We start from the raw sequence: 24,276 nt of genomic DNA, 5'->3' as shown, positions 1-24,276 counted from the left end.
CACGACAGCTGTGGGAGTGGGTGTGGCTTGCGGCATGGTCAATGCCAGGAGCGTCCGCCGCTTCGCCGATTCGATGGGCTTCCTGGAGAAGACCGACAGGATCGACGCCGCGGTCATCGCTCGCTATGGCGAGGTCAAGCGTAAGCGCGTAGGCGTCCCCACGTAGCGTGCAGGCGGTTGATCGCTCATTTTCAGCATGAATCATGCGGAGAATCCTATGAGCGACAGTATGAGCCATCATCGAACATTCGAGATTTTGACGGCGGAGCCTGTGCCGTCCCGACGCAAGCCGCGCCATCGGTCGGACGAAGAGAAGGCACGGCTTGTCGCCGAAGCGTTCTCGCCAGGGGGCAATGTCTCGGCGGTTGCGCGTTCCGAGGGGCTGGACCCCTCGCAGCTCTATGCGTGGCGCCGCAAGGCGCTTTCGTCGGGCATGGTTGCGCCACTGACGGAGGGAGCGAGCAAGCCGGCGAAGTTCACGCGCTTTGAAGCGGTGGGCAGCGACACGGTGGAAATCGTCATTGGCGACGCAGTGGTGCGCGCCGGCGGCGATGTCGATCCCGATCGCCTGGCGAGGATCATCCGCGCGGTTCGTAAGGCATGATCGCTTCCGGTGTGGTGGTTTACGTGTCGTGCCAGCCGGTCGACTTCCGCAAGGGCGCGGCATCTTTGATGGCGCTGGTCAGGGATGGCGGCCTGGACCCATTCTCGGGGGCACTTCACGTATTCCGTTCGAAGCGTGCGGACCGGGTTCGCATCGTGTGGTGGGACGGCAGCGGGGTTTGTCTTTATTCGAAGACTCTGGAAGATCACAGCTTCTGCTGGCCGGGGATATCGGCCGCGCGCATGCGTCTCGACCACGCCCAGTTGATGGCGCTTCTGGCCGGACTGGACTGGAAAAAGATTCGTCCGGCCAGGGTCAGGCGGCCGTTATCGACGGGCTGAAACCGGCCTGCGGCAAGATGAATCATGCGGCTGGAACGGTTGGGAAAGCGGCTGTTTTTGTGCTCTGTTGCTTGCCATGGTTCTACCGGGTCTTGCCCTTCCCGACGACGTTGATGCGCTGAAGGCGATGATCCTTTCCATGGCTCGCGAGCAGGCTGCAAGCGAGGCCCGGATCGCAGTCGCCGACGCTCGGATCGCAGCATCTGAGGCGGAGGTCGCCCGGCTGAAAGCTGTCGAGAAAAGCGCCAGCGAGCGGATCGCCAATCTCACGTCAATCCTGAAAGTTTTACAGCGCACGCAACATGGCACGCGTTCCGAGCGGCTACGCCTGGCCATCGACGACGAGCAGGCCTCCTTTGCCTTCGAAGAGGTCGAGACCGGCCTTTCGGAAATCCGGAGCGAACTCGACCGCGCGGTCGGGAACAAGCCGAAGCGCGCCCCGCGTCCGCGCAAGGGCTTTGCTGCCCACCTCGAACGCATCGAGGAGGTCGTCGAGCCGGAAATCCCGGCCGACTGCGAGGGGCTTGAAAAGGTTCTGATCGGCGAGGATCGATCCGAGCGGCTGGACGTCGTGCCGCCGAAGTTCCAGGTCATCGTCACGCGCCGTCCCAAATACGCCTTCCGGGGCCGTGACGGCGTGGTCCAGGCTCTGGCGCCGGCGCACATCATCGAAAGCGGGCTGCCGACGGAGCGGCTGCTCGCCTATATCGCCGTCTCCAAATACGCCGACGGCCTCCCGCTTTATCGGCAGGAGGCGATCTATCTGCGCGACGGCGTCGAGATCAGCCGGTCGTTGATGGCGCAGTGGATGGGGCATCTGGGCTTCGAGCTGCAGATGCTTGCTGATTACATACTGGAGCGCATCAAGGAGGGCGAAAGGGTCTTCGCCGACGAGACGACCTTGCCCACCCTTGCCCCTGGTTCCGGGAAAACCACGAAAGCCTGGTTGTGGGCCTACGCACGGGATGACCGACCCTATGGCGGAACCAGTCCGCCAATGGTTGCCTATCGTTTTGAAGACAGCAGAGGTGCGGATTGCGTGGCGCGCCACCTCGCCGGATTCAGCGGTATCCTGCAAGTGGATGGCTACTCGGCCTATACCAACCTGGTCAAGGCACGGGCCAAAGCCGGCAGCAATGAAACAATCCGGCTCGCCGGGTGCTGGGCTCACCTGCGGCGCAAATTCTACGACCTGCACATCAGCGGGGTCTCGCAGGCCGCGACGGATTCGATCATCGCCATGACCGAATTGTGGAAGGTCGAGGACGAGGTCCGCGGCAAGGATGCCGGAAGCCGCGCCGCGCTACGTCAGGAAAAGTCCGTGGCCATTGTCGCGAGCCTCTTCGATCTATGGGAAGCGGAACTGGGCAAGGTCTCCGGAAAATCCAAGACCGCCGAGGCGATCCGCTACGCGCTCACCCGGCGGGAGGCGCTGGAACGCTTTCTGATGGACGGTCGCATCGAAATCGACTCCAATATCGTCGAGCGTGCAATCAGGCCCCAGACGATCACGCGAAAGAATAGTCTATTCGCCGGCAGCCACGGCGGTGGACGAACCTGGGCGACGGTAGCCACCTTGCTGCAAACCTGCAAAATGAACAGCGTCGATCCGCTCGACTGGCTCTCGCAGACCTTGACCCGCATCGCTCAAGGCTGGCCGGCATCCGAAATCGAAATGCTCATGCCTTGGAACTTTAGGCCTGACGTTATCGGCTGACCGCTTACGGTCAAGCGGCTGCAGCCGACACAGCCGCCGAGCGCGGCCCAGCAGCGGCTCAAGGCGCTGGTGGCCCGACTCTCCCAGGTGACCGGCGATCTCACAGTCCAGAAGCAGCGCAGGAGCGCTGCCGCCGATGCCGAGACCATTGCCAGCCTCGATGAGGTCATCATTGTGTTCAAGCGTCAGAGCCGCCGGCTCGAGGGCGAGATCGCCTCGCTGATCGATGATGATCCCCTGTGGGCATGCCTCGATCAGGCCTTCCGCTCGCTCAAGGGCGTCGCCTCCCGCACCGTGGCGCGGCTGATAGCGGAACTGCCTGAGATCGGCGTCCTCTCCAACAAGGCCATCGCCAAGCTGGCCGGCCTGGCGCCGATCGCCAACGACAGCGGCAAGCGCAGTGGCCGACGGCCGGTGCGAGGCGGACGAGCAGGACCGCGCTCCATCCTCTTCCTCATTGCCCGTGGCGTTGCCCGCTACGATCCTCACTTCGGCGCCTTCCATCAACGGTTGCAAGCCGCCGGAAAGGAAAAGATGGTCATTCGCATCGCACTCGCCAGAAAGCTGCTCGTCGTTCTCAATGCAAAAGCACGCGATGCGCGCAAAGAGTTCGGAAATGCAACTTGACACCCCAGATAGTCGCTCATTCACAGGCGCCTACGGGTCGCGCGCGAACGGACGGGTTGATCGCCGGCCGTGGAAAGCCGGGCATGATCGGCTCCGACCATGGCACCGAGTTCACCTCGAACGCTATCCTCGCCTGGTCGAAGGATCGTCGCGTGGCATTACATAGCACCAGGCAAGCCGATGCAGAACGCCCTACATCGAGAGCTTCGACGGCCCGATGCGCCACGAGTTCCTCGAACGCTGCGCCATCTCAGACTGGGCGTAGGATCACAATATCAGCCTATGCCGGAATCATCACCGCAACCGGCTCCGACGCTACACTGATTGAAGGCTCCGCGCCTTCGTCGGTTGCTCAACGCGCGCTCTACGGGTAACAGAAAGGGCCGAGACTCTGATCGCCGCCGGAGGGAAGCAGTGGTATGTTAGCCGATTCTTACAATTCGATAATTCCAAAGTTTACGGCTTTTATAGCAGCGACCGTTCTGCTCGCAGTATCCATTTTTCGCATTACGTTTTTTATATGGAAATTGACGGTGTTTACGGAAATTCCCAAAATTTTTCCTATTTCCCATGACGATTTCCCTCTCGCTGTCCACAGAATACACTCCCTTTCTCTTAAAGAAAGGTCAGGAGCTTCCTCGCTGCCCCTCGAATTCGCGAACTTCGCAACTCTCAGATGGAAATGAAACGCGGCAAGCTCCAAGTATGTGACTGTTCTATTCTGGAATTCGCGATTCCGGGGTTGAGCAAAGCTCATGATCGCAAAGTTGCCATCGGGGCAGTGCAATGGAACGCTGATTCCTGACCTTAAGCCGAACGTCGCAGCCTCATCGAAAACGCGCCGTTCGTCTTCAGTCGTGCTTGTATCGTTGTACACCTCACTCCATCGAAAGGCGCCCGCGCGTTTTCGACTCGTCTTGATGATGGGGTCAATTCTATCATAGCTCATTTCGAAATAGCGCTCCTGCCATTCATCAGGATAATTCACCATGACCTCTCGATCGCGTGGGGCCGGCTTTGAAATTCTTTGGTCAGGTGTAAGAGAGCCATATGAGATCCATGGGCAATCAAAATTCAGGGCAAAAGCAGATAACACGTCGAACAACTGCTCGGATTGACCAACGCCATCAGTCTGGTCGAGAAATCGGGCGAATTCGACCGCAAACGCCTCCCCGGCTGCTGCCGGGAGATGCATCGACGGGACCAAATAAAACTGGTCTGAAACTCTGGTTGCCAGCCCTCGAGGCTGAGGTACCGCAGTCATCGGCAGACGTTCCATAGTCTCGGCTCCACAGGCATCTTGCGCCGGATGTGTCACTGGTGGACAAAGCTGCCGGCTGTAAGGCTGCAACTCTGCGCGCCGTTCTCGGCCGGCATCGCCAAAGCTGTAACACGTCCCCGAGGCCGTAAGATTATCATCGAGTTAAATGTCGGTTACGAAATATTTCTGAAGGTATAACCCTCATAAATGACGTTTTCTACAAATTGATCGCCATATTATGTCAATGTCTGCAGGCGCTCTCCAGACTACGTCAGTTGGCCGGCGTGCCGCCGTAGAGGTGGACAGCCTCCGCTCCCGGCATCGAAGTGCCATGGTGTGTGTCAAAGTCACATGAGGGAGAGCCATCCATCGAAGAGATTGCCACAATCGGTTCGGATATCGCCAAGGAGGTTTTTCAGGTTCATTGGCATCGATGCTGCCGGAGCAGTCGTCGATCGTCGAAAGCTTCGGCGCGATGACGTTGTTGGATTTCGCGGTTGTGTCATGAAACCTGCAGCGCTGGCCACCGCTGCGAACTCCGCCGTACTCTGATCCATCTCGTCTTTTTCCGCGAACAGCTTTCGTCACGTCCACACGGGGGGCGTCAGCCCGCCTCTTTTTTACGAGGAAATATTACCATGCAGCCATGATTATTTAAATTCACAATCAAGAATTATTAATAATTATTCACATAATAAATCTATGTATGTTGGTATTACTGGGAAATCTGGTGGGTATCACCACTTTTGATAATGCAACTAGACATGAAAACCCAAGTCTAATCAAAGCCTTACTTGTGAAAGGACGTCCTGATGTCTGCAGTAGAACCCGCAGCAAGCGTTGTGAGCGCCGGTCGTTTCCGCAACACCGCTTCGGTCATTGATCGGACGCGAATGCATTTCGAACGGGCTCACCAACGTGGTCTCATGGCCGTTTACGGACGGTCGATGGAGGGGAGGACGGTCAGGCTCACGAGAGGCGAGCTACAAGGCGTTACCGTTGCCGACTATGTGCGTTGTTGCTACCTCGGCCTGGACAATCATCCAGCTATCGTTGCCGGCGCGGTTGCCGCAATGGAGGAATACGGATCACTCCACTGGTCATGTGCACGCACGCGGCTGAATTTCGGGCTCATTGGTAATCTTGAGGGCGTACTTTCCCAACTTTTTGGGGCGCACGTTATTGCTTATTCGTCAGTCATGATTGCCAACATGGGCGCATTGCCAATCATCGCCTCCGGACATCTAACGGAAGGTCAAAGACCTGTCATGGTATTCGACCATCTGGCCCACGCCTCCCTCGCCTTTCATAAGCCAGTTGTGGCCGAGGAGACCCAAGTCGAGACAATTCCTCACAATGACCTCGATGCTTTGGAGCAGATTTGCCGCAAGCATCCAATCGTCGCCTATGTGTGCGATGGCGTCTATTCGATGGGCGGCTTCGCGCCGATCGAAGGGCTTCTCCAGTTGCAGGAAAAGTATGGCCTTTTTCTTTACATCGACGACGCGCACGGAATTTCCCTCTTTGGCGAAAATGGTGAAGGCTTTGCGCGCTCGCAATTGCCCCCTGAGCTAGGTCAGCGCACGATCGTCGCGGCGTCCCTCGCCAAGGGCTTCGGCGCGTCGGGCGGCATGCTCATGCTTGGAACAGCGTATCAGGAAGAGCTATTTCGTTGCTACTCCATTCCGCATGCCTTCTCGGCTTCGCCCAACGTCGCAGCTGTCGGTGCCGCTATAGCCTCGGCGGAAATTCACCGGACGAGCGAGCTCAAGGTTCGCCGAGGTCAATTGGTCGAGCGCATTGCCCTTTTCGACGAGCTCATCCAGACAGATCAGCGAGGCGCTCCTCTGCCGATTCGCATGATCAACGTGGGCGACGAATTTGCGGCCATTGATTTCGCAGCGCACCTGTTAGATGATGGCTTTTACACATCCGTCACGTTCTTTCCGACGGTCGCCCGCGGCCATGCGGGCATACGCATCTGCCTTACCGCAAGTCACGATCTGTCAGACTTGGCGCGGCTCTGCAACAAGATTCAGATCTATGGACAATCCGTGTTTACCGCACCAGAGGAGCCTCACAGAAATACCAAGGAGCGGAGTTTCGGATCATGATCAGCCATGATCACCTCAGCATCTCCCGCCTTGCGCACGAGCGCACAAAAAGTTCATGCCCTGGACAATACGGGTTAGAGTGTCTATCAGGCGCTTCTTCCACTTGTTTGAAATCCGAAAAGGCAGCCTAGTAACAGGGGTCGACGATAAGTTCAATTTGGATTTCCAGAACAATTTCACTGCTCCGATACATTGTTATGGCCACCCCGATATAAATGGCCTCCCATGAGGCGAATCGGCATCGAGCTCAGCTTAGCCAATCTGGCCGAGTGCGAGATCGAATTCGCCGACGTTGTTTGTGAAAGAGTGCCTTTCTGCGAGCAGGTACGCTTCAACAACTACAGGTTCGGAGGTGGTGATGATGGCCATCACGGTCGCGCGCGCTTTCAAAAGACGTCCGAAAATGGCGAAGTGCGAAGGCGCTTATCACGGGCAATTACGATGGGAGTGGCTTCGATCTCGTTCGGCTGGTGTTCTTCCCCGACGTGCCGCAAGGCCCGTTGGAAGAATTCTGGCAGTCCCCGCCACCGGGCGCCCGGTCGCTATGATCCTGCGCCCCGGCAAGACTCCAACGGGCAAAGAGATGCGGCCATCTGCGCCGCCTCTTGTACGCATCCGCACCTGCTGGCCGACCCCCACATCCTGGTGCGCGGCGACGGCCATTACGGCCGGTGCAAGTCATTGCATGGTGCGAAGCGCGCTCAAGCGCAAGTCTGTTCTGCGCGTCCATGCCGAGACCCGCTACAAGTCGCAATCCTGAAAGCCAAACGCCGCCCCTGCGCCGCATCGAGGCGACTGCGATCGGCCTCGACATCCGCTTCGTCCCCAATCTCGACAGCGGCTCGGCCGGGCACCACTACGACGGGATCTACTGCGCCCGTGGCCACCTATCAAGATGCGCAAGAGCCAACTCGCCTCCGACCGCACCTCCTGCGCTCACCAATCGCAACCAAGTCCACCTCGAACTGCACACCGTCGCATATTGGCTCCTGCTCACCCTGCGCGACGCCGTGCCAAGGTCCCATTAAGTGAGCAGGACCGAGTTCGCACGCTGCGGCTCAAGCTGCTCAAATCGGCGCCCGGGACATCAAAACTGTCTCGCGCATCCGCCTGGCCTTCGCCGCCGCCTGTCCCCAAGCCAGCGTGTTCCAGGCGTTCGCCAGCAATCTGCCATGACTGCCAGTGCAGTAGGCCCGGTGAACCAATTTGCACCTCTTTGCACATGCGCAGCCTGTGCGGGAGTGGGCTGCGCGCGGGCCCTCGTCATAGAGGCTTTGCCGCCGGCCGACAGGCTAGGAGGGGGCGAACTCCCCGCCGTTGACGTCGATGATGGCTCCGTTGATGAAGTCGGAATCCGGGCGGACGAGGAACTCAATGACGCGGCTGATGTCTTCGGGCCCGCCGAGCCGTCCGATCGGGATCCGCGCGAGTGCAGCGCGGTTCCCGGGCGTCTCGGGCGGTCCCGTCATATTGCTTAGGATACGGCCAGGGCAGATCGTGTTCACGGTGATGCCGAGCCCTGCGTATTCGCTCACGATCGAGCGGGCGAGCCCCGCGAGCGCGCTCTTCGAGGCGACGTAGCTCGCACCCGCGATCTTCGGCTGCGTACGCGCCGCGAGTGAGCCGATCAGGACGATACGGCCTTGCCGGGCTTCCGCCATACCGAGCAGCACTTCGCGGCAACAGAGGAAGGCGCCCGTGAGGTTCACCCGGATAACGTCATCCCATTTAGCAAGCGGCATCTTGCCGAGAGCGAGTCGTTGATCGTCTGGACCTTTCGGCGAATAGCCAGCATTGCAGACGAGCGCGGACACTGTTCCCCAGCGCTCGCGGACATTGGCGAAGAAGCGGCAGAGGCCGCCTTCGTCACGTAGGTCGACCGTGTCGGCGTGGATCTTCCAAGCTGGAAAATGGGCGCGTAGATCGACAGCGGCAGCCTCGACCCGCTCTCTCGTCTGGCTGAAGAAAGCGACGCGCCAGCCAGCCTCGATTAGGTGCGCGACGGTCGCAAACCCGATCCCGGTTGCCCCGCCGGTGACGACCGCAACGCCCATTGATTCGCTGTTTTCTTCCGTCATCCGACGGACCCCACGTCGCGAACGGCGTTCTGGTCAACCGTGCCGTCGAAAAGGGAAAGAGCAGGATGGGCGTCGGGATCGGCGACGACCTCGACGAGCCAGGGCCTTCCAGAGGCGAGCGCCTCGTCGAGAGCAGGCCCTATGTCGCCCGGTGCCCTAACCACGGTCGCGCCGCAACCGCATGCCCGGGCGATCGCGGCGTGGTCGACTGGAGCGAAATGGCAGGCGCTCGTATAGGCCCCGAACTTTATCGTCTCGGCATACTTTTGGAAGCCGAGCACGCCATTGTTTAGGACGATCACGACGACGGACACGCAGCTGCGTACCATCGTCTCGAGTTCCGCCCAGCTGTGCGCGAAACCGCCATCGCCAGCGACCGCGACGACTGGTGCGTCCGGTCGCGCTACCTTCGCTCCGATAGCCAGAGGCAGCCCCCAGCCGAGTCCCGCGAGCCCGCGCGGCGTGAGGAAGCGGTGGCCGGCGCGCTGCGCACGTAACTGACCGATGATCCACATCGACGAATAGCTAGCATCCGCCACGACGATCGTCTTGGGCGTCAGGCGCGCCTGCAGTTCCCTCATCACGCGCTCGGGCCGTATGGGGCTATTGTTGCTGCCCGCTAGCGATGCACGGTCCACTTCGAAGGCGGCCCAGGCGGCCGCTATGCGCTTTTCAGCCTGCGCTCGCGCGGTGCGGCGGCGCGACAGGTCGAGGCGTTCGAGGGTTTCGCAAAGGGCATTCAGCGTCACCGCAGCATCGCCCACGAGGCGCAGCGCCTCGTAGTTGCGACCGACCTCGGTTGGGTCGACGTCGATATGGATGATACGCGCGCCAGGTGTGATCTGGCGCCAACTGTCCGTTCCATTCTGGTTGGTGCGCGTGCCTACGAGGAGGACGAGGTCGGCCTCGCCAAGGATCGGCTTCGTCCGTCGGCCGAGCGAGCGCGCGCCCGTGAGCGAGCCGAGCACGCCGCACGAAAGGGGATGGCATTCGTCGACAGCGCCCTTGCCCATATTGGTCGTGAAGACAGGCAGGTGAGCCGTCTCCTGCAGGCGAGAGATTGCCGCGGAAGCCGCGGGCGAGGTCGTGCCTCCGCCGGCCACCGCCACGGGTGCGTCGGCTGCAGCGATGAAGTCAGCCGCCTCGCGCAGGACGCTGTCTTCCGGCCGCGATCGGTCGATCGGCCAGCGATCTAAGCTCACTCTGCGGGTATGCCTCGGTGCGATCGCTCTTTCGCGCAGAAGGTCTGCCGGGAGCAGGAGCACCGCCGGACCCGGCCGGCCGCTGCCGGCCGCGACGAAGGCCTGATCAACATAGTCATCTGCTCGGTCGGCGGTGATGATACGACGCACCCATTTGGCGCAGGACGAGAAGAGGGCGAAGTGGTCGACTTCCTGGAAGGCGTTGCGGTCGATCTGCGGCCGTTCGACCTCCTGCACGAGAGCGACGATGGGCACGCTCGCCTTGAAGGCCTCGGCAAGTGGTGGCACAAGGAGTGTCGCGGCCGGCCCGTTTTGTGCAGCAACCACTGCAATACTGCGCGAGACGCGGGCAAAGCCGTCTGCCATGGCGCCACCCATGTTCTCCTGCCGGTAGGCGAGCTGGCGGATGCCGATCGTCTCGCAGGCGAGGAGGACGGCGGACGGCAGGCTTTGGCCAAAGACCACTTGGACGCCGTGGCGCTTCAACGCACGCGCGATCGCCTGTGCGACGGTCTCTCCCATGATCTAACCCTTTATCGTGTCGAGGAGCGCCGCGCGCTGATTGAGGAAACGGTCGAAGACGTTTGCGACGAGGGCGATGTCATCCTCGTCCATGGGTGTCGAGAGGCAAGCGGCGGCCGCATTGGGCAGAACAATGCCTTCCGTGGCGAAGAAACGAGTGAGTTCCGTCATTACGGCCACCTCCCGTGGGGTAAGGAAAGTTTCGCGGAACTCTTGCGGCGGCTTGCGCCGCGGGTGGAGGCGAAAGAGCGAGGCGGCGCCTGTGACGCTCAGGGGGGCGCCGTGCCGCGCGATGATGCGTTCGAGCCCGTTTCGCAGTTTGTCCCCCAGCAGCTCGAGGTGATCGAAGGCAGCGCGGTCGAGGGCCTCCATCGCGGCGAGACCTGCCGCCATCGAGAGCGGATTGGCTGAAAAGGTGCCGCCCTGCGGCAGAGCAGGACGGCCTGATGCGGATTCGAAGACTGCCATCACTTCGCTGCGGCCGCCGATCGCGCCGATGGGGAGCCCGCCGCCAATGATCTTGCCGAGCGCGAAGAGATCGGGGGCGAGCCCATAGAGCGCAGAGGCGCCTTCATAACCCTGTCGGAGGTTGAGAATCTCGTCGCTGATAACAAGGATACCGTGACGACGGGCCGTCTCTTGGATGGCGGATACGAAATCCGGCGTGGGCGAAATGAGCCCACCGCGGCTCGGCATGGGATCGACAAGGACGGCTGCGAGACGCCCTGCATGTTCCGTGATCAGCCGGCGCGCACCCTCGGCGTTGTTGAATCGCAAAATCACGACGTCATCGAGCACGGCTCGCGGCATGCCGCGATAATGAAGAGTGGGCGCGGGATTTTCGGGATCGCCCCACGTTTGAGGCGTTGCAGCTTGGCTGACCTCCACCCAGTCGTAGGCGCCGTGATAGGCCCCCTCGATCTTGGCAATCGCGGGACGCCCCGTGAACGCCCGCGCCGCCTTTATCGCGAACATGACCGCCTCGGTACCGGTATTGACGAAGCGGATGCGGTCAAGATGCGGAATGCGGGCGCAGAGAAGCTCGGCGAGCGCGATTTCGATCTCGGTCGGGTTGGCGAAGCAGCATCCGCTTCTGAGCTGCTGCGTCACGGCCTCGATCACGGGCGGGAAGGCATGGCCGTGGATGAGGGTCGTGAAGTTGCCGTTAAGGTCGAGGAGGCGGCGGCCATCGACGTCGACAAGAAACGCACTCTCTCCGTGATGCATGTAGCGGGGAATGGGATCGCGCTCGATCGTGACCCGCGTGGTGCCGCCCGGGAAAACCCTGCGCGCCCGGCCGAAAGTCTCGGCCGAACGGGGCCCGGTGAGCGGAGGGGGGGGCAGGGCTGCTTGCTCTAACATCGCGGCTCTCCTCTTGCTGAAGGCCTGGGAATTGCTCGGACGACGTAGACGTCGCGATAAAGCAGAAGACATTAGTCCTTTGCATAAAAGTAGTATGCATTACAGTTCAAGTAGCACTCTCCTTATTGTCTTCATGGACAAAAGGTTTCCTGAAATAAAACCAAGTGTATCATTCATTTTGCGACCCTCCCGCTTTCGGTTTGCACCAATGTTGATCAAGTTGCTTCTCCGTAGCGCCCCCCTCCCGCTGGTGCGGGAAGGTGAGGGGCTGCTGATTGTCCTTGTTCACCAGGTCCGAACTGGAGAAATCGACCAACTGATTAAGTCGACCGCACGCTGAAGTATCGCCTCGGTCCGGGCACGCTCGGGTGAAACCGCGATGACATGTCCCATGCGATCTCGATAGTCGCCTTTTCTGACGATCGGCATGTTGGGCTCGACACACAATTTCACCTCGACGACACCTGGTACAGCGGCCGCCCGACTGTCGCCCTCGATCCAATCGAGGATGCCATCGCGATCAGGAACTAGGACCCGCACGGCCACAATGTGCGAATGTTTTTTGCGCAAATCCCATTCGTAGCCGGCGACAAGCTTGATGTGTTCGGTGACGAGATCGACACCGTAAGCCAGCTGAACCAATTGAGGACCCGTCCCACCTAAAAGTCGCGGATTGACTTCAATGACGACTGGGCCAAGCTTCGTCCACCGGAGTTCAATGTTCGAGGGACCCCAGCCAAGGCCGAGAACTCGCAAGCCGCTCAGCGAAACATCGGCGATACGCTCGTGCTCGTCATCTGTCAGCGGGGCTGGCTGGAAGCCGCTATGGAAAACGAAATGTGGTGGGGGGCCATAGTCAGCGGCGCCAATCGCAATGATCTCATTTCCCATTATCTGAGCGATATAATGGGGGCCTTGTACGAATTCTTCGACGAGTATCCTCGGCGAAGACCGCCATATGTGCTTCTCGCTAAACAGGTAAGTGGTATGTTCGGCTACCTCTTCGAAGGTGCGGCACAATCGGACACCGATGCTGCCGCTGCCTACAGCTGGCTTCAGAATCACCGGCAGGCCGATCTCCGCGGCAGAGCTTTCAACCTCCGACGCATTCGCTGCCAGGCGATAAGCAGGTATTGGAACGCCGGCCTCCGCTAGGAGCTGACGTTGAGTGAATTTATCGCAGCATCGTTCAACCGATGCTGGGTTCGGTCCTGGTAGATCGAAATGCCGGCAGAGCTTGCCAACTGTCGCATAGATCGACTCGTCGTCGCCCGCAAAGCCAGTAATGCCAGCAATTTCATACGTCCCAGCTAGCCGGGAGCATTCGTGAATCAGCGCATCGAGATTGTCTGTATCGACACGGATTGTCTCAATGCTTTCTGCTGCAAGATAGTCGTAGCGAGCTGGATCAGCCGATAGGGTAATTGGATGAAGACCAAGACTCCGGGCTGCTTGGACGTACCGCAGACCAGTACGCGCATGGCCTTCAACCAGGATGAGCGCTCTTTTTGCCATTGGCGTCGACCTCCGTTGCGGGCTGTACGGCAGTCTGAGCGCAAACAGGCATTGTTTTTTTGTTAGTGCCTGACCTCAGATGTCGGGATGAACGTACAACCTTTCGGGATTTGCGCTCGCAAAGATTCTATACATTTAGTTTAAGGATCAGTTGCAGGTATTAGTGGAGCGTCTTAACACCTTCGGTGAAGGCATCTTCAAGGGTGAGCGAGCCATTGCGGGTGGCGACACCACGGCTGGACTATCGCTTCTCGCCTCTGTTTTGCATCAGAAATCAAGACGCGCTAATTGGCTAGGTGCGGAGCCTCAATCGTGTCCTCGACCAGGGCGATGCGAGTGTTAGGTGATTTGACTCTAAGCTGCTGTGTAACGACGCCAACAGGCAGTTCGGCGGCGAGCTGGTCTGAAGTCCGATATGCGATGGGGTAGGCCATTCGCGAGCGCCGCCTAGATGAGGCGCTCCGCCTTGTGGTCCTCAACACCGTGCTAATCACGACCATCTGGTCGAAGTGCTGCGGTGTACAATCGCCCTGTGGTCTGCGAGGCAACCGGGAACTTATCACCGGCCGATAGCATGGCGCCTGCTGAAGCGGATTTTAAGCGCCATAAAGGCGCGCCGCACGGGCGTGGAAAAACCATCCTCTATCACGCCCAACGTAGTAGGTGCAAGGGGTATCCTTATGGATGTACATTCGGGCCATCCCGTCACCGCTGAAGCTTGATAACACCAGTCTCCTCGGTCCGTTCCAAATGGACAATCTCCTGAAAGCGCACACCTAGGGTTATCAAAAAGTCGCTTGGCGGGTCGCGCCGGACCGCGGCTGAAGCCATTCCAGGATCGCCAGAACGCACAGAGCAAACAGTCGGCTTCGGGCGCAGCCCGCCGCCGCCGATCGGCTTCAAGCTCCCCGCGAGCGCCGGTGACAATGATGTACATCACAGGGCGCGCTCTCTACCAATCCGGAGAAGCCAATTGTGATGGCCATTATCCCACGTGGCGACCGCCACTTGCGAGGGCTTCTCTACGAACCGGCGTCGGTGTGACGCGTACCTCAACGAGAGCACCCTGCGGGTTATGGGGTTTCCAGCCTGCAAAAGATGGGCTTGAAAAGAGCTGCGTTAGCTGTGGCGCGCCAGCCGGCGACCGATGTTGACCGCACCGTGCACCCAGCGAACTTATTTCCAGGCGCGAATGGACTTGACGTCTCCACGGCGGTAGCCAGACCGTCAGGTCAAAAGCTCATGAGGGGAACCCCGTCGCACTGCGCCGCCGTTTCGTCGATCTTGGCCAAGATCAGCTGCACAACGCAGACGCACCGCGAAAATGGGCAAGAAGGTAGAGGTGGACGGGCGACATGCTGGTAGGCATCTTCATCCAAGTCGCCGAGAAGCTGATGCTCTGGAAGCGGGAGAACAGTGGGCTGCGCCAAGTCAATGAGACCTGCTCGGACTGCTCAGTCGGCCGTGAAGAATTCGGGAGCCGCTGATATCGCTTAGGAATCTGTTCCGCGCCGCCCGCCTTGATCAGATCCTCAAGATGAACCACGAGCTGGTGCGGCTGGCCCGCACCATCGACTGGCCGGTGCTGGAGGCGCGCTTCGGCGAGGTCTATTGCGACGGGCCGGGCATGGCCGCTACCGACCCGGCTGATGCCGAAGCTGGCTATCCTCAAGCACACCTTCAACCTGTCAGACGAGGTGCTGTGCGCACGCTGGGTCGAGAACCCGTATTTCCAGTACCTGTGCGGCGAGGAGTTCTTCCACCACGAGCTGCCGTTCGACCGCTCCTCGACCTGTATCAGCGCTACGCCCACGCCAAGCAATTCAAGCGGGCCAACAAGACCTTGCGCAGGCTCAGGACGTATCTGGGGCGCACCGTCCGCGACATCTCCCGTCAGATCGCCGGCGACCCGGAGCTGGACGCGATCTTCAAGTGGCCGCTCTACCAGGCCTCCACCGTTCTTGAACAGAGGCAGCGCCAGCGCGGCCGCAAGATCTACCGCCTGCACGCCATGAGGTCGAGTGCATCGGCAAGGGCAAGGCGCACGCGTCCTTCGAGTTCGGGGTAAAGGTGTCCGTGGCGACGATGCTGAAGCGTTCAAAGGGCGGTCAGTTCGCCCTGCACGCCATGGCGCTTCCCGGGAACCCGTATGACGGCCATACCCCTGGCAGCGGTCATCCCGGACATGCAACGGATCATCGGATACGAAACGCAGCGCATCCTCGCGGATGCCGGCTACCGCGGCCAGAATGCGCCGCAAAGTCATAAGTTCAGGGTTTTCACCGCTGGTCAAAAGCGCCGCCTGACATCGGCCATCAAGCGCTAGATGCGGCGGCGATCGGCGGTCGAGCCGGTGATCGGCCGCATCAAGAACAAACACAGAATGGGCCGCAATTACCTCGCTCACACCCAAGGCAATGCGATCAACGCCACCCTGGCCGCAGCCGGTTACAACTTCTCCCTCCTTCTCAAGTGGCTGAAGGCGATTTTTGGCTCTTGATCGCCGCGTTCCGAACCGGCCGAAGCAGCTTGCCGCTTAGCGATCAAGATTGTTCACGGGTCGACTGCTTAGTTGGCGATGGCGGAGCTCGATCGCCTTTACATTCGCCTTCATCGACTGTACCGCAGCGGAGAAGGAGGTGAGCCGATCTTTCGTTTAAGGTGCTGCCGAACACCTCGTTAAATCGCGGAGCTGGACTGCAAGTTCCGTTTTCGTCTTATCCAGTTTCCTGCCGGCTCAGTGATCATGTTTGCGGCTAGCACTGGTTACCCCATGTAAAATTCATGATGCCACATGTCGAGCTACCGGCACGTTGTAACGGATCTTCAAAGTAAATTTATAGAATATTTGCGAGAGAAAGCTCCGAAAGGGGGTATGTTCGTCCCAACATCTGAGGTCAGTACTGAAAAAAGGCGATGCCTGTTTGCGCTCAGACCACAACGGAGTGTCAACGTATGACAAGAAGAGCGCTTATCCTAATTGAAGGTCATAGGGGAATTGGTCTGCGGTACGTCCAAGCAGCCCGGAGTCTTGGTCTTCATCCAATTACCCTATCGGCTGATCCAGCTCGCTACGACTATCTTGCAGCAGAAAGCATTGAGACAATCCGTGTCGATACAGACAATCTCGATGCGCTGATTCACGAATGCTCCCGGCTAGCTGGGACGTATGAAATTGCTGGCATTACTGGCTTTGCGGGCGACGACGAGTCGATCTATGCGACAGTTGGCAAGCTCTGCCGGCATTTCGATCTACCGGGACCGAACCCAGCATCGGTTGAACGATGCTGCGATAAATTCACTCAACGTCAGCTCCTAGCGGAGGCCGGCGTTCCAATACCTGCTTATCGCCTGGCAGCGAATGCGTCGGAGGTTGAAAGCTCTGCCGCGGAGATCGGCCTGCCGGTGATTCTGAAGCCAGCTGTAGGCAGCGGCAGCATCGGTGTCCGATTGTGCCGCACCTTCGAAGAGGTAGCCGAACATACCACTTACCTGTTTAGCGAGAAGCACATATGGCGATCTTCGCCGAGGATACTTGTCGAAGAGTTTGCAAATGGCCCAGACTACGGCGCTTACATAATGGGAAATGAAATAATCGGGATAGAGTCCGCTGAATATAACTGCCAGCCTCATTTCGTCTGCAGTGAAGGCACCTTCCCGGCCCCGCTCACTGATGACGAGTATAGACTTATCGCGGATATTTCGCTGAGCTGCTTGCAAGCTCTCGGCCTCGGCTGGGGGCCAACGTGTATCCAATTTCGTCGGACGGAACGTGGCCCAGTCGTCATTGAAGCTAACCCGCGACTTGGCGGCGGTCCTCAACCGGTTCATCTGGCTTACGGAATCGACCTCGTCACCGAGCACATCAAGCTTGTCATCGGTCGCGAAGCTAACCTGCGCAGAAGCCATTCGCACGTCCCGGCCTGGCGGTCGTTACTTCCTGATCGCGATGGCATCCTCGAGTGGATAGATGGCGAAAGTCGGGCTGCTGCTATACCAGGTGTCGCCGAAGTCAAATTTTATGTTGGGCCCAAGACGTCGATCGTCAGGAGAGGCGATTACCGAGACTCTATGGAATATGTCATCGCCGTTTCATCCTACCGTTCTCGGACAAAGTCGGCACTTCAGCGAGCCACCGAACTAATCGATTGGTCGATTACACCATTTCCGACTGAACTGGAACAATCAGCGGTTCCTCGTCTCTCCGCACCAACGCAGATATCCGCAGCCCAAGAGTGATCGTTGCCGAACATGGGTGCGATTGAGAGCACGAAAGAGATGCGGACCCACAGTTATACTTTGCGATCCGTGGAGAATCGCGATTGGTTGATATTTGCTGAGCCACAGAAGCCTCGAGCTTTGCTGTCTGCGACACGATCGTGAGTGGCGACGGTACCGAGGGCCGACCTGGGTCGCAGCGTAGCTCGCAGCGCTGCTATGTGGGGCCGTGAAAGCCTCTTCGGAGGGATGCTTTTGATACAAGGTGCGATCCCGCTTCCCGTAACAAGTTGCGCGACCGTCAAGCTGCCATTCCCGCTGCCTACGGTTCCATCCACAGCAGTCAGAGTATCGGACCAAATGTACGGATGCCCGCCCGCTTAAGGTTCACGGTCGCGGCCGTAAGACTGGCTTGGATCCTCATGTCGTGGATCTCTCCGATCGGTCGGCCATGGCCTCAGTCACTACAGCGGTGGCTACTCAGGCCGACATCATGCTGGCCGAAAGCTGAGATGGGCGTCGACGAGGGGATTTCCATCGGTGACAACGAGCAGAAGAGGTTGTGTTCCCCTTCAGCTACCGACGCTCAAAAAAGGGACCTTCGCGAGCTAAAGAGGCTTCGCTTGAGGCCGCCACCGCCTAAACAGGGCTCTCCGAGACATCTTGCAGCCAGATGGCGCCGATATAGAAACTGCATTTGACCATGGCCGCCGGGCGTTCAATCGTCTGACTTCGTCGCCGCGAGTTGAGAAGCAAGCACAGCACTATCCTTCAACAATCGGATTTTGGTGCTGGCGAGTCTTAGCGGCGGCTGTGTCCTTGTTGCACGAATGCACATTTCAAAATGAATGGAGTAGACCCATGACGATCCCAAAAGGGAGCCAGGCGTTTCCACGCGCTGAATACCTGCGCCGGCTGTCCGCCGTGAAGACAGAAATGGAGAGTCGCAACGTGGGCGTACTCCTCGTTCTGGACGCCTCAAATATCACTTATCTCTCGGGCTATACCATTCCCTCCGGATATGTTCCTCAGGCCCTCGTGGTTGACGCGGAAGCTGAGGAGCCGATATTCATCCTTCGTCGCTGCGACGCGCCGGCCGCCATGCACGAATGCTTTATGGAACAGCATAAGATCATCGGTTACCCGGAAGTGCTCATTGGCAATCCAGACAAGGACGGATACGACGCCGTCATCGGCTTCTTGAATGAAGCTGGCCTTGCTAGACGCAGCCTGGGGATCGAGGTGGCGAGCCTGCCTGCAGCGACACTGGAAAAGTTTAAGTCGCGGCTACCCGAGGCTCGCGTTGTGGACTGTACCAAGCTTGTCACTTGGCTCCGCCTTGTCAAATCCGATCTCGAAATCGAAGTCATGCGGGAAGCAGCCGCCATATCCGACGCGACGATGAAACGTGCCAGCGAAGTCATACGCCCCGGTGTGACGGAAGCGGACGCAGCGGCAGAGATTGCGGCGGCGTTAATCCGGGGGGCGAATGGCAAGCCGGGTACGGCGCTGAAGTCATTCTATCTCTGCGCCTCCCCTCGGATAGGTACCTGTCATATTCCCTGGACGGGCGACGTTTTCCGAGACGGGTCTCAGATCAATCTGGAACTCGGCGGCACTCGCCACGGATATTCCGCGGGCCTCATGCGTACTTTCTCGATCGGCGCCCCGTCCGAACGCCTGCGCCGCATTCATGAGGCCCAGGTCGAAGGCCTCGAGGCGGCACTCGACGCGGTCCGGCCTGGATCAACTTGCAGCGAGGTAGCGAATTCATTTTACGCGACGCTCCGCAAACACGGTTTCGATAAGGAAACGCGCTGCGGCTATGCGCACGGCATCGGCTGGCTCGAACCGACCGCAAGCCTCAAGGACGGCGACACGACTGAACTGAAACCGAACATGACCTTTCATTTGATGCTGGGCAACTGGATTGAAGACGACTTCGGTTACGTGATCAGCGAGACATTCAGGGTATCTGGCAGCGGCGCTGAGGTCCTCACAAATACGCCACGGAAGATCTTCGAAATCTGACGGGCAATCGTGTCCGGTCGCCGGCCAAGTGAACCGGAGGGCGGACACCTTTCTGGGTCTAAACCGTCGATCCAATCATCAGGCGGAAAGAGGCAATGTCGTGGACGCGAAGTCCACGACATTCATCAGGCATATCGGCCAAGGTTTGAAAGCGATATCGATAACCGGTTACGATTGGCCTTTATTATGCTTTCCACGGACACGTTGACCGAGTTCGAACTTCGCATGATGCTCCCGGCTGATGTCACGATATCCGCTACGCGCATTTGAAAACTGGAACCCCGGTTACAGTCGAGAACCTGCGCAGGCATGTAGCTGGCATACTGCGCGGCGGCATTGCTCGACCCGCCGGATCTGATCCGCGTTTTCGCTTATGCATGCACCTTTAGTCCCGCAATCATTTCTCGGAAGAAGCTCGAGCAGGAATTGCATCGGGTGGCAGCAACCCTTCGTCCCAATGACCGGAAACGATACGGGGCTTTTTGGACGCTGACATCGCCGGATCTTCCTGCTCACAACCTCTCGGGAAGTCACCCCGGTCACTATCGACTAAATTATCGCAGCCGGAGTGACCCCGGGGGGCCCGCGGCTCGCTCAACAACAACCACGACTACGACATTACCTAGTCACCCGACAGGTAATCATTAATGCTGCGGTCGACATTGATGTCGCGGCTTCCCAAGATCTGAATTCGGGTGGGCAGGATTCACCCCGGTCCGCCAGGGAAAGATGCGGGCATCCCGGGTCGGTTCGGCGCCGCCACGCGCCCCGATGTGCCTGGCGGCCACCACTCCGCTTAAATGGTTTGGGAGCCACTTGCCTAAGCTGCTGAGGGGACTCATACCAAAGGTCATGAAGCTCGACCGACGTGAGCCCACTCTCGCATTCCGATTGATGTGATTGTTTCGGGTCGGGCGATGAGCTTCTGCCAAGCCTCGCAGGCGGCGTCGATTATGGCGTTGTGGCCGTCGAAAACGCGGTTGGAGAGCCTTGGCGCGGATATTGCCAGACGTTCTCGACCGGGTTGAGTTCTGGGGCTCGCGACGGCAGCAGCACCGGCGTGATGTTTTTCGGCACCTTCAGCTTGGCGGTTGTGTGCCAGCCTGCCCGGTCGAGTAGCAGCACGGCCTGCGCGCCGCGCGCCCACGTGGCGGCTGATCTCGTCGAGGTGAAGCTGCATGGCCGCGGTGTCGGCAAACGGCAGCGCCATGGCTGCTCCCTTGCCGCGCGCCGTGCAGATGGCGCCGAACAGGTATGCGCTTTGATAGCGCTGGTCGGCGGGCTGCCTGGCCCCGTGCCACGGCGCGCCCATTGCCGCACGACACCGTTTTTCTGGCCAATTCTGGCTTCATCTTGAAAACACACATCTACGGGCTTGCCCTTCGGCAGATCGGCCAGGTGGGCGTCTAGCGTGCGCGAAAGTTTTTTGAACTCTTCCACGATCGGGCATCCTGCGCCGGATGGCGCGGCCGGGCTCATGTGCGAGAAGCCGAGTTCCTTCAGCAGCTTGCTCACGAAGGCTCGTGATAGGCGACGCCGAAACGATCCGCGATGGCGCGCTGCAGATCGATGCGCCGCCAGCGCACCACGCCGTCAACCGCCAGGTCCGGTCCCGTCTCGACGATTTGCGCCGGTTCGGCCTTCTGCGGCATGGGGCCGCCATACCAGGCATCCTTCAGTCCGTCAGGGCCATCCTCGTTGAAGCGTTGCACCCAGTCCCGCAGCGTCTGGCGGTCCATGCCGCCGATCCGTGCAGCATCTTCCCGGCTCATGCCGTCCATGATTCTAGCCAGCGACAACAAGCGCCTGCTCTGGTTGACGTCCTTCGCCGCCTTCGCCGCCTTCGCCAGTCGCCGAAGCGCCACAGCCGAATAGTCCATCCGCATCTTCACCGCTAGTCCCATCGCCCGAATCCTCCTCGCGACAAGGAATCACGGATCAGTCGAGGCGGGAACCCCTAGAGGGTCAGCCCTCAGAGCCTTTGGATCACGGGTATTTCGTATTCGCGAATGAAGACGATCCGCCACGTGCTGCCGGACCGTCCTCCTGCTGAAAAGCGAGCCCCGGTCCATCTCGTTACTAGATGCCGAAGATATACAAACGGCATTTGACGAAACTGTCCCGGGGAATGATGCTCGCTTGAATAAGGCGTTTGCCGCCAACAGAAAAAGCTTGGAACTAGCAGATGCACAGCGTCGACACTTTCCGACATCTCCAGGACGAAGCCACGCAATGGCGACGCTACCTGCACCAGAATCCGGAGCTGGGATACGAGGTGCACAATACGGCGAAGTTCGTTGCGGAGAAGCTGGCTTCCTTCGGTATCAACCACATCGAGACGGGCATCGCCGAGACCGGCGTGGTTGCCCTGATCCAGGGTGAGGGCGGGGAGGGGCCGACGATCGGACTGCGCGCCGATATGGATGCCCTGCCGATCATCGAAGCGTCGAACAAGGCGTGGTCCTCGCGGATACCCGGCAAAATGCACGCGTGCGGCCATGACGGCCACACCACGATGCTACTGGCGGCTGCAAAACACCTCGCCGCGACGCGCGACTTCAAAGGCTCGGTGGCTTTGATCTTCCAGCCTGCCGAGGAAAATGGACGAGGTGCTTTGAAGATGGTCCAGGAAGGGATCATGGACCGCTTCAGCATCTCCCAGGTCTACGGCATGCACAACTCACCCGGCACGGACATTGGCCAGTTCGCCATCCGGGACGGCGGTATGATGGCGGCGCTTGACGAGTTTGACATCATCGTCAAGGGGAGGGGCGGTCATGCAGCTTCGCCCCACAGGACCGTCGACCCTGTGGTCACCGCCGCACAAATCATCGTTGCCCTGCAGACCGTGGTATCCCGCAACACCGATCCCACTGACGCCCTCGTCGTTTCTGTCACGAAGTTCACGGCGAGCCAAGCCTACAACGTCATCGCGGACCAGGTCGAAATGGGTGGCACTGTCAGGAGTCTGACCTCCGCCGTGCGCGATTTGGCGGAGCAGCAGATCAGGTTATGCGCCGAGGGTGTGGCCCGCGGGCTCGGCGCGGAAATTGAGTTCACGCATCGGCGGCTCGAGCCCCTCACATTCAACCACACGGCCGGAACACATCTCGCGATCACCGCAGCCCGCGGCCTCGTGGGCCACGACGCCGTAAACGACAACGTCAAGCCTTCGATGGGATCCGAGGACTTTGCCTACATGCTGGAAGCGCGGCCGGGCGCGATCATCCTCTTGGGGAACGGCTCGACGCCGGGCTTGCACAATCCCGCTTACGATTTCGACGACGAGGCGATCCCTTATGGCGTGGGCTATTGGGTAACCCTCGTCGAGAAGATCCTGGCGGCCTGACTTGTCGGGTTACGGCTCGTAAACCGTGCTGAAGGGCGAGAGATGCTTCGGTTGACCTTGAAGCGCGCAGGACAGGAGCGCGGGCGGCACCGCGGAGATCACTTCGGGAAGTCTCGATGCGCTGTCCGCTGATTCGGCGAAAATTGCATATTCATTATGCTCAACATTAAAAAAGGGGATGGCCAATGAGCTTCTCTATTAACATTAACCGCAGGCGTTTCATGCAGGCAGCATCAACCGCCTTGGCTGCCGGCGCACTTTCCATTGCCAGTAACAAGGCATCGGGGCAGACTCCTGGCGAACTGCGCGTCCTTGTCTACGGTGGCGATACCGGAAAGGCGATGATTGAGGCTTATGTAAAACCGTTCGAAGCCGAAACAGGCATTAAGATGACCCCGATTACCGATCAGGGTGACCGGGCGTCGATCGAGATGATGGTTGCGCAGAATAACGTCACCGTCGATGTTGTCACCGCTAACCAGGGATCTTCGTTCGAGTTGTCCCAAAAGGGTCTTTTTGAGCCGATTGATTATTCTATTTACAGGACAGAAGACCTAGACGGGCTCGCCGACTTCGCAAAGCAGCCGTTTGGCGTAGCTAACGTAGTTTATGCTTACGTCATGGTCTACAATACCGAAAAATTCCCAGCGGGTAAGCCGCGGCCGACCACATGGGCGGAATTCTGGGACGTGAACAGTTTCCCGGGTGTCCGCAGTCTTGTCAGCGGCCAATATGGTTCAGAAGGCCCTTGGGAGGAAGCCCTTCTCGCCGACGGCGTGGCTCCAAAGGAAATATATCCTATGGACATAGATCGTGTTTTCAAAAGTTTGGACAGAATAAAGCCCGATATTCGCAAGTGGTGGGGAACAGGGTCCGAAATCCAGCAGATGATGCATGACAAGGCGGTAGATCTTGTGAATGCCTATGACGGTAGGGCCGGCACGTTGATCAAGCAGGGAGCACCGCTTGAAATTAATCGTAACCAGGCGAAAATAACTTGGGACTACTGGCAGATTCTGAAGGGGTCTCCTAACGCGCACGCTGCGCAAAAGTTTGTTGCATTTACCGCGCGCGCCGACCGTCAGGCAGCATTTTCACAACTCATGCCGTTCGGCCCGAGCAACCTCAACGCCTTCAAGGTTCTGCCGGAAGACCTCGGGCGCTCGCTGGCCAGCCACCCCGACTATCTGAGGTCAAGTGTGCTAATCAACTCGAAATGGTACGCCGAGAAGGGATCGGACGGGCTCACGAACACCGAAAAGCTGGTCCAGCGCTGGAACGAGTGGATCCTGCTTTAAGCCCCCGTCGGCTTTTGCGACGGCATTTACCGATGAC

The 24,276-nt window shown here is 59.3% G+C and carries 15 protein-coding genes and 6 pseudogenes; 14 read left to right on the top strand and 7 right to left on the bottom strand.

Going from position 1 to position 24,276, the window contains the following annotated elements; genetic code table 11:
* Positions 1-40: 40 nt before the first annotated feature.
* The 6 genes and pseudogenes from JG739_RS30230 to JG739_RS30205 all read left to right on the top strand — a co-directional run.
* Positions 41-142, top strand: a pseudogene (locus tag JG739_RS30230) (IS110 family transposase); the annotation flags it as partial.
* Between the two features lie 75 nt (positions 143-217).
* Positions 218-604, top strand: coding sequence for a transposase (locus JG739_RS30225; protein WP_183445375.1), 387 nt, complete (start codon positions 218-220; stop codon positions 602-604).
* Complete coding sequence (gene tnpB / locus JG739_RS30220; RefSeq protein WP_183445374.1) at positions 601-945, top strand: IS66 family insertion sequence element accessory protein TnpB; 345 nt, start codon at positions 601-603, stop codon at positions 943-945. The genes JG739_RS30225 and tnpB overlap by 4 nt, the downstream gene beginning before the upstream one ends.
* A gap of 76 nt (positions 946-1,021) precedes the next feature.
* Entirely contained in the window at positions 1,022-2,662 is a 1,641-nt protein-coding gene (gene tnpC / locus JG739_RS30215; protein WP_183445373.1) for an IS66 family transposase, read from the top strand.
* Between the two features lie 9 nt (positions 2,663-2,671).
* Positions 2,672-3,289: pseudogene (locus JG739_RS30210) on the top strand (transposase); the annotation flags it as partial.
* Between the two features lie 33 nt (positions 3,290-3,322).
* Positions 3,323-3,548 (top strand): annotated as a pseudogene (locus JG739_RS30205) (integrase core domain-containing protein); the annotation flags it as partial.
* A gap of 174 nt (positions 3,549-3,722) precedes the next feature.
* Here the strand turns inward: JG739_RS30205 and JG739_RS30200 are convergent.
* Positions 3,723-4,568 (bottom strand): LuxR family transcriptional regulator, encoded by an 846-nt coding sequence (locus tag JG739_RS30200; RefSeq protein WP_202364566.1) that lies wholly within the window; start codon positions 4,566-4,568, stop codon positions 3,723-3,725.
* A gap of 350 nt (positions 4,569-4,918) precedes the next feature.
* Here JG739_RS30200 and JG739_RS30195 point away from each other — a divergent pair.
* From JG739_RS30195 to JG739_RS36545, 3 genes and pseudogenes are all read left to right on the top strand, one after another.
* Positions 4,919-5,042, top strand: a pseudogene (locus JG739_RS30195) (IS110 family transposase); the annotation flags it as partial.
* A 320-nt stretch (positions 5,043-5,362) separates the two neighbouring features.
* A complete protein-coding gene (locus JG739_RS30190; protein ID WP_202364565.1) occupies positions 5,363-6,664 on the top strand; it encodes an aminotransferase class I/II-fold pyridoxal phosphate-dependent enzyme in 1,302 nt (433 codons plus the stop codon).
* A gap of 523 nt (positions 6,665-7,187) precedes the next feature.
* Positions 7,188-7,840, top strand: a pseudogene (locus JG739_RS36545) (transposase); the annotation flags it as partial.
* A gap of 116 nt (positions 7,841-7,956) precedes the next feature.
* Here the strand turns inward: JG739_RS36545 and JG739_RS30185 are convergent.
* The 4 genes from JG739_RS30185 to JG739_RS30170 all read right to left on the bottom strand — a co-directional run bounded on the left by JG739_RS30185 (position 7,957) and on the right by JG739_RS30170 (position 13,343).
* Positions 7,957-8,742, bottom strand: coding sequence for an SDR family NAD(P)-dependent oxidoreductase (locus tag JG739_RS30185; protein ID WP_202364564.1), 786 nt, complete (start codon positions 8,740-8,742; stop codon positions 7,957-7,959).
* The gene (locus tag JG739_RS30180) at positions 8,739-10,466 is read right to left on the bottom strand and encodes an acetolactate synthase catalytic subunit (protein ID WP_202364563.1); all 1,728 of its coding nucleotides are present in this window, start codon (positions 10,464-10,466) and stop codon (positions 8,739-8,741) included. The genes JG739_RS30185 and JG739_RS30180 overlap by 4 nt, the downstream gene beginning before the upstream one ends.
* A 3-nt stretch (positions 10,467-10,469) precedes the next feature.
* Positions 10,470-11,828: an aspartate aminotransferase family protein gene (locus JG739_RS30175; RefSeq protein WP_202364562.1), complete on the bottom strand. Its 1,359-nt coding sequence runs from the start codon at positions 11,826-11,828 to the stop codon at positions 10,470-10,472.
* A gap of 285 nt (positions 11,829-12,113) precedes the next feature.
* Complete coding sequence (locus tag JG739_RS30170; protein ID WP_202364561.1) at positions 12,114-13,343, bottom strand: ATP-grasp domain-containing protein; 1,230 nt, start codon at positions 13,341-13,343, stop codon at positions 12,114-12,116.
* 1,471 nt (positions 13,344-14,814) lie between these two features.
* On the opposite strand from JG739_RS30170, the pseudogene JG739_RS30165 reads away from it, so the two are divergent.
* The 3 genes and pseudogenes from JG739_RS30165 (at position 14,815) to JG739_RS30155 (ending at position 19,592) form a co-directional block, all read left to right on the top strand.
* Positions 14,815-15,843: pseudogene (locus tag JG739_RS30165) on the top strand (transposase).
* A 455-nt stretch (positions 15,844-16,298) separates the two neighbouring features.
* Positions 16,299-17,582 carry an ATP-grasp domain-containing protein gene (locus JG739_RS30160; RefSeq protein WP_202364560.1) on the top strand — a complete coding sequence of 428 codons (1,284 nt, stop codon included), beginning with the start codon at positions 16,299-16,301 and terminating at the stop codon, positions 17,580-17,582.
* An 840-nt stretch (positions 17,583-18,422) separates the two neighbouring features.
* Positions 18,423-19,592, top strand: a complete 1,170-nt coding sequence (locus JG739_RS30155; protein WP_202364559.1) for a M24 family metallopeptidase — start codon at positions 18,423-18,425, stop codon at positions 19,590-19,592.
* Positions 19,593-20,543: 951 nt separating this feature from the next.
* Here the strand turns inward: JG739_RS30155 and JG739_RS35705 are convergent.
* Both JG739_RS35705 and JG739_RS35700 read right to left on the bottom strand, forming a co-directional pair.
* Positions 20,544-21,107, bottom strand: coding sequence for a transposase (locus tag JG739_RS35705; RefSeq protein WP_244749636.1), 564 nt, complete (start codon positions 21,105-21,107; stop codon positions 20,544-20,546).
* On the bottom strand, positions 21,104-21,496 hold the full coding sequence (locus tag JG739_RS35700; RefSeq protein ID WP_244749635.1) for a helix-turn-helix domain-containing protein: 393 nt from the start codon (positions 21,494-21,496) through the stop codon (positions 21,104-21,106). Before JG739_RS35700 ends, JG739_RS35705 begins: the two co-directional genes overlap by 4 nt.
* 281 nt (positions 21,497-21,777) lie before the next feature.
* On the opposite strand from JG739_RS35700, the gene JG739_RS30145 reads away from it, so the two are divergent.
* The gene (locus JG739_RS30145; RefSeq protein ID WP_202364558.1) at positions 21,778-22,941 is read left to right on the top strand and encodes a M20 aminoacylase family protein; all 1,164 of its coding nucleotides are present in this window, start codon (positions 21,778-21,780) and stop codon (positions 22,939-22,941) included.
* Positions 22,942-23,126: 185 nt separating this feature from the next.
* On the top strand, positions 23,127-24,239 hold the full coding sequence (locus tag JG739_RS30140) for an ABC transporter substrate-binding protein (protein WP_202364557.1): 1,113 nt from the start codon (positions 23,127-23,129) through the stop codon (positions 24,237-24,239).
* Positions 24,240-24,276 lie beyond the last annotated feature (37 nt).

It is taken from the genome of Mesorhizobium sp. L-2-11 (genome assembly GCF_016756595.1).
GTDB lineage: Bacteria > Pseudomonadota > Alphaproteobacteria > Rhizobiales > Rhizobiaceae > Mesorhizobium.
Note: the sequence above shows the minus strand (reverse complement) of the source record. Positions and strands in the feature narration are given on the sequence as shown.

Excerpts from the sequence above, each read along its gene's own strand:
- JG739_RS30145 (WP_202364558.1), top strand. The coding sequence starts at position 21,778 with ATGCACAGCGTCGACACTTTCCGACATCTCCAGGACGAAGCCACGCAA.
- tnpC (WP_183445373.1), top strand. The coding sequence starts at position 1,022 with ATGGTTCTACCGGGTCTTGCCCTTCCCGACGACGTTGATGCGCTGAAG.
- JG739_RS30160 (WP_202364560.1), top strand. The coding sequence starts at position 16,299 with ATGACAAGAAGAGCGCTTATCCTAATTGAAGGTCATAGGGGAATTGGT.
- JG739_RS30175 (WP_202364562.1), bottom strand. The coding sequence starts at position 11,828 with ATGTTAGAGCAAGCAGCCCTGCCCCCCCCTCCGCTCACCGGGCCCCGT.
- JG739_RS30200 (WP_202364566.1), bottom strand. The coding sequence starts at position 4,568 with ATGGAACGTCTGCCGATGACTGCGGTACCTCAGCCTCGAGGGCTGGCA.
- tnpB (WP_183445374.1), top strand. The coding sequence starts at position 601 with ATGATCGCTTCCGGTGTGGTGGTTTACGTGTCGTGCCAGCCGGTCGAC.
- JG739_RS30180 (WP_202364563.1), bottom strand. The coding sequence starts at position 10,466 with ATGGGAGAGACCGTCGCACAGGCGATCGCGCGTGCGTTGAAGCGCCAC.
- JG739_RS30140 (WP_202364557.1), top strand. The coding sequence starts at position 23,127 with ATGAGCTTCTCTATTAACATTAACCGCAGGCGTTTCATGCAGGCAGCA.
- JG739_RS30185 (WP_202364564.1), bottom strand. The coding sequence starts at position 8,742 with ATGACGGAAGAAAACAGCGAATCAATGGGCGTTGCGGTCGTCACCGGC.
- JG739_RS30170 (WP_202364561.1), bottom strand. The coding sequence starts at position 13,343 with ATGGCAAAAAGAGCGCTCATCCTGGTTGAAGGCCATGCGCGTACTGGT.
- JG739_RS30190 (WP_202364565.1), top strand. The coding sequence starts at position 5,363 with ATGTCTGCAGTAGAACCCGCAGCAAGCGTTGTGAGCGCCGGTCGTTTC.
- JG739_RS30155 (WP_202364559.1), top strand. The coding sequence starts at position 18,423 with ATGACGATCCCAAAAGGGAGCCAGGCGTTTCCACGCGCTGAATACCTG.
- JG739_RS30225 (WP_183445375.1), top strand. The coding sequence starts at position 218 with ATGAGCGACAGTATGAGCCATCATCGAACATTCGAGATTTTGACGGCG.
- JG739_RS35700 (WP_244749635.1), bottom strand. The coding sequence starts at position 21,496 with ATGGGACTAGCGGTGAAGATGCGGATGGACTATTCGGCTGTGGCGCTT.